Annotated in this window: 11 protein-coding genes and 4 pseudogenes; 7 read left to right on the top strand and 8 right to left on the bottom strand. The window is 46.2% G+C overall.

The genetic code is table 11. The features are described from left to right. Window positions 1-84: 84 nt before the first annotated feature. On the bottom strand, window positions 85-972 hold the full coding sequence (locus V6E55_RS19820; protein WP_040229917.1) for a GTPase family protein: 888 nt from the start codon (window positions 970-972) through the stop codon (window positions 85-87). A gap of 166 nt (window positions 973-1,138) precedes the next feature. Further along, window positions 1,139-2,242, bottom strand: a complete 1,104-nt coding sequence (locus V6E55_RS19815) for a hypothetical protein (RefSeq protein WP_040229915.1) — start codon at window positions 2,240-2,242, stop codon at window positions 1,139-1,141. 1,196 nt (window positions 2,243-3,438) lie between these two features. On the opposite strand from V6E55_RS19815, the gene V6E55_RS19810 reads away from it, so the two are divergent. From V6E55_RS19810 to V6E55_RS19790, 6 genes and pseudogenes are all read left to right on the top strand, one after another. Beyond that, entirely contained in the window at window positions 3,439-4,014 is a 576-nt protein-coding gene (locus tag V6E55_RS19810) for an inovirus-type Gp2 protein (RefSeq protein WP_192478188.1), read from the top strand. Between the two features lie 102 nt (window positions 4,015-4,116). Next, the gene (locus V6E55_RS19805) at window positions 4,117-4,323 is read left to right on the top strand and encodes a helix-turn-helix transcriptional regulator (RefSeq protein WP_192478189.1); all 207 of its coding nucleotides are present in this window, start codon (window positions 4,117-4,119) and stop codon (window positions 4,321-4,323) included. Window positions 4,324-4,439: 116 nt separating this feature from the next. Continuing rightward, a pseudogene (locus V6E55_RS25890) lies at window positions 4,440-4,559 on the top strand (putative zinc ribbon protein); the annotation flags it as partial. Window positions 4,560-4,567: 8 nt separating this feature from the next. After that, window positions 4,568-4,702: pseudogene (locus V6E55_RS19800) on the top strand (IS3 family transposase); the annotation flags it as partial. Between the two features lie 496 nt (window positions 4,703-5,198). Beyond that, the gene (locus tag V6E55_RS25885) at window positions 5,199-5,507 is read left to right on the top strand and encodes a VapE domain-containing protein (protein ID WP_378108503.1); all 309 of its coding nucleotides are present in this window, start codon (window positions 5,199-5,201) and stop codon (window positions 5,505-5,507) included. Window positions 5,508-5,577: 70 nt separating this feature from the next. Continuing rightward, window positions 5,578-6,258, top strand: coding sequence for a hypothetical protein (locus V6E55_RS19790; protein WP_192478190.1), 681 nt, complete (start codon window positions 5,578-5,580; stop codon window positions 6,256-6,258). A 183-nt stretch (window positions 6,259-6,441) separates the two neighbouring features. Here the strand turns inward: V6E55_RS19790 and hxsA are convergent, their stop codons facing one another. From hxsA to qatD, 5 genes are all read right to left on the bottom strand, one after another. Beyond that, window positions 6,442-7,077 carry a His-Xaa-Ser repeat protein HxsA gene (gene hxsA / locus V6E55_RS19785; RefSeq protein WP_192478191.1) on the bottom strand — a complete coding sequence of 212 codons (636 nt, stop codon included), beginning with the start codon at window positions 7,075-7,077 and terminating at the stop codon, window positions 6,442-6,444. Beyond that, on the bottom strand, window positions 7,074-8,186 hold the full coding sequence (hxsC, locus tag V6E55_RS19780) for a His-Xaa-Ser system radical SAM maturase HxsC (protein WP_192478192.1): 1,113 nt from the start codon (window positions 8,184-8,186) through the stop codon (window positions 7,074-7,076). The genes hxsA and hxsC overlap by 4 nt, the downstream gene beginning before the upstream one ends. Further along, the gene (gene hxsB, locus V6E55_RS19775) at window positions 8,179-9,567 is read right to left on the bottom strand and encodes a His-Xaa-Ser system radical SAM maturase HxsB (RefSeq protein WP_192478193.1); all 1,389 of its coding nucleotides are present in this window, start codon (window positions 9,565-9,567) and stop codon (window positions 8,179-8,181) included. The genes hxsC and hxsB overlap by 8 nt, the downstream gene beginning before the upstream one ends. Then, window positions 9,567-9,839: a His-Xaa-Ser system protein HxsD gene (hxsD, locus tag V6E55_RS19770; RefSeq protein WP_192478194.1), complete on the bottom strand. Its 273-nt coding sequence runs from the start codon at window positions 9,837-9,839 to the stop codon at window positions 9,567-9,569. The genes hxsB and hxsD overlap by 1 nt, the downstream gene beginning before the upstream one ends. 356 nt (window positions 9,840-10,195) lie before the next feature. Beyond that, window positions 10,196-10,945: a Qat anti-phage system TatD family nuclease QatD gene (qatD, locus tag V6E55_RS19765; RefSeq protein ID WP_225622849.1), complete on the bottom strand. Its 750-nt coding sequence runs from the start codon at window positions 10,943-10,945 to the stop codon at window positions 10,196-10,198. 79 nt (window positions 10,946-11,024) lie between these two features. Here qatD and V6E55_RS19760 point away from each other — a divergent pair. Further along, window positions 11,025-11,165, top strand: a pseudogene (locus V6E55_RS19760) (IS4 family transposase); the annotation flags it as partial. Here the strand turns inward: V6E55_RS19760 and fdnG are convergent. Then, a pseudogene (fdnG, locus tag V6E55_RS19755) lies at window positions 11,145-12,903 on the bottom strand (formate dehydrogenase-N subunit alpha); the annotation flags it as partial. The pseudogenes V6E55_RS19760 and fdnG sit on opposite strands and share 21 nt — an antisense overlap.

Raw genomic sequence — 12,903 nt, 5'->3', positions numbered from 1 at the left:
AACCGATCGGGTCGATCGACAAAATCGATCGTGACAGAGCCAGATTATTTATCGAAACGGAAGACAGGCTTATCGATGCGGAAGTCAGCCAAAGAAGAAGGACCAGACGGTCCGGGCAGCACGGGCCACGGTGTGTGTGACTGTCCGGAGCGCGCAACGTGCAACCTGCGGCAACGGGGCCAGGTCGATGACCGCGTCAATCACTTCCACCACGGCATCGCCAAAGCTGTTGCGGGCGGTAGTGATAATGCCGGGGGTGTGGTACCCGCTTTGCAGGTGAGGCACCAGCGGGCTGCGGGCCTGCTTTGGGAGACGGGTAATCATCGCCTCCACCAGACGGGGAAGGTGGTACCGCCCCCTGACTGACACCGGAAGAATATTCGTCTCTGCGGTTCCCATCTGACGGGCCACGGTCTGTTGTTTCTGTATAATACGTTCAGCCTGCAATGCTGATGGCTGCGCCGATAACCAGTTCCAGTGCGCTGCAGGTTCGGTTTTATCCACCTGGTTGAGGACCCATAACACCGGTGGCAGCGGTCCGCTGTATTGTGCGAATACCTCCTGATAAAAAAGCTCTTCCACCGAGAATGCGCGGTCATCGGCCTTGAGCACCCACAGCACCATATCGAGTTGTGGCATGAGTTCGCGGTACAGCTCACGGTATTCGTTGTCACGGCTGATGCTCTCTCCCGCACCGGGTAAATCCACCAGCGTCAGGTAATGGTTACCGAAGCGCAGACGTACACGCTGAGGCTGACGGGTACAGGCCTCCACGGCATTCACCGCACAGACTTCACTCCGGAACAACGCATTACACAGCGAGGATTTGCCGACGCCGGTCTTGCCCATGATGCCAATCACGGGTTCATACGCGACGAGGCGGCTGAGCTCCCGGAGAAGATGCTGCCGCAGAATACGGGGATAGCGCCGCAGATGGCGACGGATAAGGGCATAGCCCGAAGGATGTTTCATATAAGCCTCGGCATAATAAAATGGCCATCACGGATGGATGGCCTGACTGACGTAAACGGGAGGGAATTCACTGAGGTGATATATAACTGAGAAAAATTTAAAAATGCGGATATAGCATTTAATCCAGATATCAGCAGGGGCGAGCGCCCCCCACAGATATGTTGATTCAGTTTATGGTACGCATAAAAGGAATTTTGTTGATTTTTTTTGCAATTCTTAAAAAATATTCCCTGTGAATTGCTGGTGTGTTTTTCAGTTTGTCATAACCACTCTTTTTTTTAGTCGCACTGATTTCTGCCTCCCTGTCAGCAAGACGTCGTCGGTGGGGTCTGTTGATGTTATCTTCCCTTTCTGTTCTTCTGAGCAGACGGGAGAATAATGTGCAGGGTTCATGACGCCGATAGCCAGGTGCAGTGACATCAGGGAACGGATTCAGTATGTCGGATATGAAAAAGTCTATTCCTCCTGGCGTGGGAGAACTTTTTTGTTTGTTGATGACTTCACGCTGGAAGTTGAGTAAGAAATTAAAGTCAAAACCAGAAACACCCACCAGGCATTCAATATCTTCAGGGATGAAAGAGTACCAGACCTCAATAATTTCCCTGATAAAGTCATGACTGACAGCCCCGTCCTGAATAAAAAATAACACATGGGCGAAAGGCTCAAAATTCTCGTCCAGCATGCCCAGTCTTACATGTCCGGCTATCCGGCTGTACATTGTGCGATGTTTTATTTTACTCATCATCGAGGAAAAGGCTATGTTAATTATGGTTAAGTCATCGATGATGTGTTCAAGTATTCCATTTGTCTTGCAGTTGAGGTGAAAGCTGATTGGGATTATTGTGATTTTTCCGGATGCTTTATTTTTTATTTTGTTATATTCAGTCTGGATTTTAAGTAGCACATCTTCTTTGTGAATAAGATTTTTCTTCAGTTCTTCTTTATATTCTGGGGTTGCTTCGCAATGAAGCTTCAAATATTTATGCGTTCCCGCGAGAGAACGGGATGAGCCAGGGCGTAATGAATTCTCATATTTAAGAATGTCCGACAAAAGATTGCATGCGTAGCCGTCTGTTACCTGCGTTTTTCTTTTTTTAGTGGAAAGTTTATCAGGCGGTATTTTTTCACATTCTGCATCTTTAAAGCTGATGAAGCTGTATATGTCAGCCAGGTCCACGTAACGTATGGGTTCCGATGGATACGTGGCATCTATCTCCCTTAACCTCAGAAAGTTCACTTCATAAAAATCATTCAGTCCGTCCCTTCTCATTCTGCTCTCCCGAATACTGGTTCTGTTTTTATACCTCCGAATTATATCGTATAAAGCTCTGAATTAAGAGTGATTGGATCACAGTACCGGCATGGTAAAACATAGCCTTTTAAGCATTATTCAGAGCTTATGATTTCCTATTAATTCATTGAATTAAATGAATTATATATACTTTGCTTGTCATTTTTTTTTGTGTTTGTTTTTTTCTGTTGTTTCAGATTGTTATGACATGATTTTAAGGTGAAAACGATTCTGACTGTCTTTTCAGGCGACTGAGGGTGTTCCGTTACTTCCGATCAGCGTCTTACAGCGAGACTGTTTTTCCGACTGTGTTTACCTGGTCAGGGAGTATCTTATCCTGTCATCCAGTTGCAGAGCATTCTGTGGTCTGATTGTTATCGCCGGGGAGAATGCAGTTTCCCCTCGAAAATAAATACGTTAGCCCGTCATGAATTTACCTTTTTTCATGTTTTCCGGGCCGCGCATGGAATGTTTTTCCTGAGTAACCAATAATTACTCTCTTACTTCCACGTTTTTTGTGCCTGAAAATACCGGGGGAGTAATCAGAAAATAAACCCCGTATCGGTATAAATAACGGCAAGATACTATTGCAGTAAATATTACAGTGGCAGGGTGACCAGTTCCGGGAGTCAAAAAGTGTGCGTATACAAATCTTTCATGAACACATGCCTGTACAGGTATCAAGTCCGGAAGACAGAAATGGTGGCTAATATCATTTTAACACCAGGGTGTGAATAACTTAAACCTGCGTAGTGTGTGTATTCTCTGGAGGTTACTGACGGTGTGAAAAGAAACATTAAGGTTATTAGTGTTATTTTATAAAAGATGTGTTATTTATCCAACTGCTTACACCTTTGTATCCATGAATACTGACTCTTCAGTAAGTACAGTATTCCTTCGTCTACCGGGTGATGATTTCTTTTCAGACATCCCGGTACGTTCAATGATTACTAACATCATTGTTTATTCTTTGCCGTAAATCATAATGATTGTCAGACTTTTCTGTGTGATGAACATCCATTCCATTGCACGATAAGAAATTACTGTTACAGCACGTGTGAAAAATGATACTCAAGAAACATACTTTAATGGCTGAAAGCCTGAATCGGTATTCTGCATAAAAAATTAATCTCTCCCGTAATCTCATGACCAATAACTGTTATGGGATATTTATCATGGAATACGTAATCAACTCAAACCACAAACCAGACTGTTCTCTTCAGTCAGTATTATTTAACCATCAGGACCGGTTATTTGACTGTCATTCGAAATTACTCATGCTTCGGGTGGATTTCGCATACAGGAAAAACTCTGATTCATACGCGTATGGTGATATTCATCAACTGGCGGCTGAGATGACATGGCTGACTGAGCAATGCGCAGAGATATCCGGTCTGGAGGGATATGCCTGGGTAATGGAATATGGGGGAGATCACCGTTACCACATTCATGCGGCGTTTTATATCAATGGTCAGAGCCACCGGAAGGCCTGGTGCTTCTGGAAAGCCATCCAGTCGCTGTGGGAAGACATCACGGACGGAGAAGGCTACGCGCACCGGTGTGAGCCTAAGGGACATTACCGGGTGCGAGGTGAACGAGTAATCAACTTTTCAGATCGCAGAGGAAGGGAAGGTATGCAGTACATCCTGAGCTATCTGGGTAAACAGTCGCAGCGTACAGAGCGCCGGATTTACAGAGTCAGCGCAGTCCCTGCTCCGGCAGTCAGTGGCAGGCGGCGTAAGCGGAGCTGAATCTATCCAGTAAAAAATCACGCTAGAGCGTTATCGTTTGAAGAAGTCTGCACCATTCGAACACCTGGCTTCTTCTCCCTTACCACCAACGGAGAAAAAACGATGACCACACCAACCAGCCTGCTTAACGATAAGTTTGTCGATATGGCGTTTATCACCCAGCTCACCGGCTTAACAGACAAATGGTTTTACAAGCTCATTCAGCTCGGTGAATTCCCAAAGCCCATCAAGCTGGGCAGAAGCTCCCGCTGGCTTGAAAGCGAAGTGGAAGCCTGGCTACAGCAACGCATTGCAAAGTCCCGCCAGTGAGTGATTAAACGCAATCACATCTCCCACCTGATTTAACTCCAGAGACCGATGACCCACAGTGCAGCCCTCCCCGGGACGGCTTAGCCTTGCGCGTCATCCAGCAAAGGACCAATACTATGTATGCAAAATCGTTTATTGCTCTCGATGGTAATCGACGCCTCACGGGAGCGATCATTGCCCAGATTTATCCTTACGATCACCTCTGCGGCAGCGCTCTGATATTCCACCCGGAATGGGCCATTACAAAAACCTGCAAACGGAGAATGTGGCAAAGGCCTTCCGACAGGCGTTACGACAAAGGAAAGCCAGCGAGCCGCTGATACATCATTCCGACAGAGGACAACAATACGGTTCAGCGCTTTACCAGTCGGTACATGAGATCATCGGTACGTATTCACCCCCGGCAGTCAAGTAATGAGGGTAAAGTTATCAAAAAGTGGGCTTTGGCGGGATGTGAAATTATTATGCGCTCTGAATGGGATGTTGCCCCCCAGCTCAATTCCGGAGCTTTGATAAGGATTTTAGCGGGTTATCAATTACCCTATGCAGATAATATTGCACTGAGCACTGAGGGAGTTGGAAATAATCCCTCCGGAGCAGAACAATTTATTCGACTGCTAAAGACATCTTTAGCTTTATGCCTCTGGAAGGGGCTCAAGGGGACTTAGTTCTCTGTCAGTTCCTCGTTCAAAGCTGCCTGTGAATTTTTTATTGCTTAAAAAATAGACTTGACATGGGACAATTTCCGCTTTCCAGGCGGATCACAAAGATAATGCCCGCGACGCCATGTTTCATGTCTGCGAAAACAGCAAATTTGACAGCGCTCAGAACGGGCTTACCACTCAGGAGTAGGACGGAAAGCAACGCGTGGAGAAATTTTCTCCCTTTGTTTCAAATGCGAGGGCGATGAGGAATACATTGCAACTGTCAGCCGCTATACATTGATGGCGCTCGCCGGGCATGTCATGCAGTCGGGCATCAAAGCCGATATGGTTCCTTTGCTTTACGGCGCTCAGGGTGCCCGCAAGTCTACTGGCGTGCGCCTTATCTCTCCTATCAGCGAGCCATACGGCAGTTTTAATCTTAACTGCAAGGATGTGCGGCCTATGGCGGTGGATTCCTGTCTGTGGCATCACGACCACCTTTTGACAGTGCAGCTACCACCATACCGACATAGCCATTGACGATGAATACAAAATGTATTAATTTAAATTTAGCTACATTTTGTAGCGCATGTTATCGAAAGGTAAAACCATGTCTGTCAGGAAAGAATTACTAAAAAATAGTCTTTTTAATCAGGTTGATGATAGTGTTTCCACACCTATATCGATTCGCCTTCCGGCCGTCTTAAACAATGAATTAGACGAACTGTCTTTGAGCCTTGATCGCTCCAAGAGCTCGCTGATCAGCGAGTTTATAAAGGCGGGAATAGCTGACGCTAATGAATTGCTAAAAGAGAGCTCTCTGATTAGCGAGGAGTTGAAAGAGCAACTGGTTGATCAGCGTGAGGATAACGCTGCTAGTTTCATGGATAGAAAAGCCTTCATGTTAAATACGAACTACAATAACGATGAAGAAACTCATTTCGATATGCTGAAAAATCAAGAGGCCGCAGCCTTTTGCAAAGGCTGGAAGGAATATATCTGCCAGCTTTCTAAAGGAGATAAGGTTTATTTTTATCAGAGCGGCGTTGGCATCATTGCCTCTGGGGTTGTGGATGGTGAGCTGGTGAAAAGTGAGCATTACGGCGTAGCTGATGATAAATATGCTAAGCCGCTCAAAGATTTTAAAACTGGCTTCAGGGCTATCTCTGCGCGTCGTTTTAAAGAGTTAACCGGGGGCGGGGCTAATTTCCGTAGAACGATGATTGAGCTCACTTCGATGCAGTCTCATGCTATTGCTCAAGAGATTGAAAGGCTTACCTCTAAATCCTGATGATCCTCAGATAGTAAAGCGGTCCACAGGGCTTTTTTTGACGACGGGCCTGTAATGCCCTAAAAGGTCTTGCTCATACGAGTACCAACCAGGAATGTTTTCCCCCTCAGTTCTCTCGGTAGCTAATCGAGCCAAAAACGGTAAAGCCGAGCTATTACTTTTCATTTTATGCCCCATTAAGATTTAACGAGCCAAAATATTTAAAGAATTCAATAAGTGAGTGTCGAGTGTTTCAGTTGTAGGAATTGGTAATCCGTTCGCAATGCGGTAATTTTTCACAGACTGCCTTGTAGATGGTCCCATTATGCCGTCAATATTCCCGTTGTAAAATCCCTTGTCCAACAATGCGAATTGAACACGCATGATCAAGCGCTTACGTTTCTCTGTACCAGAAATCAGCCCATTACTTGCACGGTTAACTTCTGAAGTTCCAATAGAATTCGTGGTCGTGGATCTGTTATTGTCGTTAGAGTGAAGTGCACGCACAGAGGAAGAGGACGATGAGGAACTTGTACCTGAACTTGAAGAGCCAGATGAGCTTGGTGAGCTGTATGTTTTTGGATAATAAAGAGTGCTGCCACCATAGTACCCGCCACCTGATGATGATCGGTGAGAACTATGGCTCCGATGGGAGCTATGACTGCGATGCCCTGCAATGTAGAATGGAACTTCGGTGTTAAGTGGGGCTATCACTAAATCATGTTCATTAAGAGTCATACCAGGCAAATCACTTGCTCCGGTAGATGAATCACTTGCCCATACAGAATTATTGAGTGCCAAAAATCCCGGAAGTAGAGCAGCAAAATTAAATTTTTTCATAAAAATGGTCTCGGTGGTTGATGAAAACGGCCTGTTGAGGAACTGAAATAACCAGCACAGGAAGACTTCTGAGTGCATTCATCACATTCTTTAGGATAGTAATTTTTCCAATCAGAGATCGACTGAGCAGCAAGCTCCCAGGCTCTTTCAGGAAGATGACACAAAGGATAATTAAAAATTGTTAGAGGTATGCCTGACCTGTGTGCAGCGTCTATAGTGGAGGTTATTTTCTCACTATAGCTGCTGTGCTCAATGAAGATTGTTGACCAGTTTTTTCGTGCCCAACCGATAGATTCCAACCCCATAAGGGAAATCTGATTAATGTTGGAGAAAACACGACCAACGAACTCTACGATGTCATCCAATTCCGTATAGTTAGCCAGTGTCGGAATAACTCTAAGTTCGATATTAATCCCTGAGTTCCCTGCATTGATTAACCCCTTAACCGTTTCATTAAATGCGCCATCATTCCCTACCAGATGATCATGCACAAGTGGTCTTGATGAGTAGAGCGGGATACCAAAGGTGATTTTGGTCTTTTTGCTTCGCTTTGCCATTTCCTGAGTAAAGTTGGTATCAGCAAATTTGCGTCCGTTTGTTAAAACATGCAAAGCAGTATCTGGTGAGTTCTCGATGATAAAATCAATGAAGTGTAGGAAATCATCTCCATATAGCAGAGGTTCACCACCGCTGACCCCAACAACTCCATTCAAACCAAATGAAGCTATAGCAAGGGCTGATTGGGTAAGCAGCCAGTCATCATTTGCTTTCTTTGGTGGCTGGGAACAAAACAGGCACAGGTTATTGCAGCGTTCCGTAACTAAGACAGTATTATGATTGGCTTTGCGGGACAGAATAACGCGTATCATATTGCCATTATTGATTATCCCAATATCTCCATCTTCAATTGACTCAAATAATTCAGTGCTAATAACAGAGTAATCAAAGCATGGCAAAATGGCTTCATTGTTGCTTTCAGCAACTACCAGCAAATTGGGCAAAAAGAATAAAGGGTTCACTGGTTTTTGTTTGCATAACCGATAGAACCCCGTGGGCACATTCTTTTTTGAAGCAAAATGAAAGATATCGTTCCTGATAACCTCAGACATATGCCCATCCTTTTAGCATCTCAGCCTTCGGACCACCTTCTGAGATGCAGTTCATCAGATACCTGAACATCCCCTTGTGATACTGACAAAACGTTGAACGACTCCTATCACCGACAGGCTCACCCTGTACACTTATGTTCTGGCATGGATCTGCACCGCAAAATGGTTGATATGCACATGTATCACAACCTGGTAGGGCAAAATTGAATGATGAACTCAATACTGCGTTATAGTAAGGACTCGTGGAAAATGATAGCGTCCTTACATCCCCCGCACTGAACTCCGTTTCAGGATTCACCTTCTGCAACATGCGGCTCTCATCGCTACCAAATACTCGACCGTCATAATTGAAAAGAATGCTGTTAAGCACGACCCCACTTGGCGACTTTAAATCCGCATAACCACTAAAGCCGGGATTGAAGATTCTTTTCAGATGAATGGAGGCCGAATGTTCCACAACCCTTATCCCTTCATTGTTGATCCTAAGAATTTCATCTATCAACGAGGCATAGAAACTGAAGTATTCGGCCATAGAGAAGGTGAACGATGCTTTTTGTGCAAACCCATAGGGACTAACTGGTCGGATAAACATATCATTGAGGCCAAGAGACAAGTGAGCCTGGACAATCGATTCAGGATGCCTGATTAGTTCTTTAGTAACTGTAGTAACCGTTGCAACGCGACCAACGCCTAAAGACCGTTTGATAGCCTCTACCCCTGACACTGTTCTACTGTACGCAAGCCCATGACCAAGAATTCGATTACTGTTGTGAACAACTTCCTCACCATCAAGCGAAACAGAGAACGTTATGTTCCTATCTCTCGACCATACAACCATATCCTCATTCAAGACAGACAGGCTTGATGCTATCACCATCTCAAAATCGTTGCTTCCCAGAGTTTCAGCGCATTGCTCATAGATGGACTGAATTAAATCGAACCGCAAGAGTGGCTCTCCACCCTGTATCTCTATCTTGTAAGGTGGCGCCGAGAGTTTTTTGATAGTAGAAATGATGTCAGGGATGAAATTGGGATTTAGATCATAACCAGAGGCGTTTACGGAAGCTCTACTGACCTGACAATACTTGCAAGTATGGTCGCAACGTAATGTGGGCACAATCATGAAAATTGGCCTGACTTCCAGTTCATTCATCAATCGTTTTGCAAAAGCAGCACTTAAAGCATAGGGGGTTGTGGCAGATGAGTTTTCGTTGGTTATGAAAAGCTTACTTTCTAGGGCGTTTGATTGCTCCGCACTTATTTGCTCATTAGCCAGATCAAGCAGGTCTTGCTCATCGATGAAGTGATGAAAGCCAGCGAGATTGCTTATAAACACCTGTCCATTAGGCAATCTGTCAAAATTGAAAGGCATCATTTCCATTAAGAAAGCCTTTCATCGACACTGCGAAGCACTTTATGGATAATAGAATCTCTCAACGACCCTGTTTTATGCTGTAGTTTTTCTCGCAAAGTGTAATCATTCAGCAGCCTCTCGAATTCATAGAGGCATTCGGGGCTACTGCTTTCAAAAGAGATTGCCCAGCAGGATAGATCCTCACGGAGTTTCCATTGAGTAAATGGAGTCATCCAGTATAGGCTATTGCGTATAACCCATTCAGAATAAAATTCTTTTTCAAACATCCTTTCGCACATTGCCATTACCTTCCAATACGAATAATCACAATCAGCAACCGCTTTGAAGCAGATTTTTCCTATGGAAACAATAATACAACATTCAATTGGTATGTTACAGGTGACCTGTTCCCCGTTGATGAATACATCGCGACGTTAGTAATGCCATCACCAATTATGAACTTCCGCTCTTCGCTCACAACGGATCTTTAGCAGCCAATAGGTGTCTGCTTAATGCCAAGAGCAGACGTTGTTTAGCCCGAGATGTAACAATATTTAGGGGGCGGTTCAAACCCTCAAAGCTAAAATGAGGGCTTACGTTATTCTGATTACGATAATGAGCGCTCTCATCATTGACCTTTGCAAAGCTGCATTTCTCAGACTCGAGAGACCAACTGTCTGAGATTATTTAGTATTAGTTTGCCTGCATCCAGCGGAGCCAAATTATGGATCAGAGCAATCTCATGTACTGTACGATGGACATCACTCGGCCGAAGAGGGGTGCCTTCGTGTAGAATAAATGGGCCATCTGTCTCGGTCAGCAATCGGTCAAGAGGAAAAATGCTGATGAGTTTGCGGTGTTTTTCTGACCTAAGCATCTCCTCATTAATCGAAAAATAACAGCCGAGCTCAACTGCCCGCCGGGCTTCAGAAACGGTCCCGGTAAACCAGTGAAGGATCGCCTGACTATTATCAAACAGCCTGCTCTCCTCAAGGTGCTTCAGTACTTTTGAGGTCGTTCGCACACTGTGGATACTCAAAATTTTATTCCCCTGCTCAGCGCTGGCGCGAAGAATACGGGAAAAAACACGTTCCTGGGCTTCAAAGCTTTTATAGAAACGAGGGCCAGCATCAAGACCAACTTCTCCCACGTAGCGAGCGGAGGGCAGATAGCGCTCAAATAAAGCAATCTCCTGTTCCCGTTCCTGAATTAACTGGGGATGCATACCCAAGCCCACCCTCACATAATGTGACTCGGCTGTCAGTTCGCAGTTTCTGGACCATGCCTTAGGCGTGGTCGTAACCGCCAAGGTGGCGACCCGCTCCTGATCACAGTCAGCAATGATGCCGACGTGATCAGAATAAAGGTCGAGATGACAGTTAAAATAGACCCATAATGGAGTAATGCCGATCAGTTAAGGATCGGTTGACCGATCCTGTGGTTGTGTAAGAATCCGGAAATGCTCACCCATTTCCGGATTTTTTATGGACATTGGACAGGCTCTTGATCTGGTATCCCGTTACGATTCTCTGCGTAACCCTCTGACTTCTCTGGGCGACTATCTGGACCCGGAACTGATTTCCCGCTGTCTGGCCGAAGCCGGTATCGTCATGGTAAATATGCGCCACCGGGCTGGATACAACATCCGGGTGCAGCGGGTTGGTACCAATAGGCGACTCCATGGGTTCGTAATGTTCCGGGAATGGCCCGTCGTTCATTTTGTCGATGGAGAACAGACGCGCTACGCCTTCCGGGTGCATGATAAACGGACCAACGTTGCTGCCCGGTGCGGCCTGGCCGTAGTTGGCTACGTCCATACCGGCCCATTTTTTTCCATTCCAATGCAGCAGGGCTCGTTTGGGATCCCACGGTTTTCCTGATGGATCGGCCGAAGCGCGATTGTAGAGAATACGGCGGTTGGCAGGCCATGACCACGCCCAGCCCGGTGTGCAGCCCAGACCATATGGATCGCTGTTGTCGCGATTGGCCATCTGGTTGCCTTATTCTGTCCAGCTTCCGCAGTAGACCCAGCAGAAACTGCTGGTCGAGCCATCATCGCGCAACTGTGCTGAGCTGCTGGCCTTTTTTGGCTATAAGCTGGCCTTTGTCATCATAAAGGTCTTCAAGCGCCTGGCCATTTGCTTCACGCGCAATCTCTTCTGGGTGTGGGTCGTATGGATCTTTATAATTCCAGGCAATATTCAACAAGGGTTGCGGATTCGCTCCACCTTCCTGTTGATACAGCTCGCGCAGTCGCATAAACAGGCGACCAAGGATCTTCCCGTCATGTAAGGCTTCACCTGGTGGTTCTGCCGCAGCCCAGTGCCAATGCAACCAACGCCCGGAGTTAGCGATTGAACCATTTTCTTCAGCAAAGCAGGAAGAGGGCAGACGGAAAACTTCGGTCTGAATATCTGCCGGGTTTACATCGTTCATCTAGCCATGATTTTGCCAAAAATTGGACGACTCAGTGACCAGCGGATCGATAACCACCATATATTTCAGTTTTGAAAGCGCGCGAGTTGATTTGTTTTTATCCGGAAACGCCGCCAGCGGATTGAAGCCCTGAACGATGTAACCATTAATCTTCCCTTCGAGCATCAATTCAGCTTGGGCCATTACGTCATACAGGCGATCCCATTTAGGTAGCCAGTCGTAGCCCCAGTTATTTTCCACTGTTGCATTGTCGCCCCAGAAACTTTTCATCATGCTAACAAAGAACTTCGGCGTATTTTGCCAGTAATTGACCTCATTCACGCCTAGCGCAGGCGGCGTGATTTGCGAAATATAGGTCTGGTAGTCTGGCTGTTTTTCCGACGGCAGCGGCATATAGCCCGGCAGGTTCGTCGACAACAAGCCAAGATCGGTATAGTCCTGAATATTGGAGTGGCCACGTAAGGCGTTAACGCCACCTCCCGCCATGCCTATATTGCCAAGTAGCAACTGGAGCATAGCGGCGGCGCGGATAATCTGTGCCCCGGCGGAGTGGTGTGTCCAACCCAGCGCATACAGAATAGTGGCGGTGCGGTCAGGCACGCTGGTGCTGGAGAGAATTTCGCAGATACGATTGAAATCTGCCACTGAGGTCCCACACAACCGGTTAACCATTTCTGGCGTATAGCGGTCGACGTGGGCTTTCAGCAAATTCCACACGCAGCGTGGATGAGACAATGTTTCATCACGCAGGGCATTACCCTGTTCGTCAGGCTGGTAGAACCAGCTCGATTTATCGTACTGGCGTTTTTTGTCGTCATAGCCACTGAACAAGCTGTCGTCGAACTGATAGTCATCACGGATAATCAGGCTGGCGTTGGTGTAATGGCGCACATAGTCGTGCTGCACCTGGTTGTTTTCCAGCAGATA

The sequence above is a fragment of the Enterobacter sp. 342 genome, assembly GCF_036663495.1.
Classification (GTDB): Bacteria; Pseudomonadota; Gammaproteobacteria; order Enterobacterales; family Enterobacteriaceae; genus Enterobacter.
The sequence above is the reverse complement of the archived record's forward strand: the minus strand, read 5'-3'. Positions and strand labels throughout refer to the sequence as shown.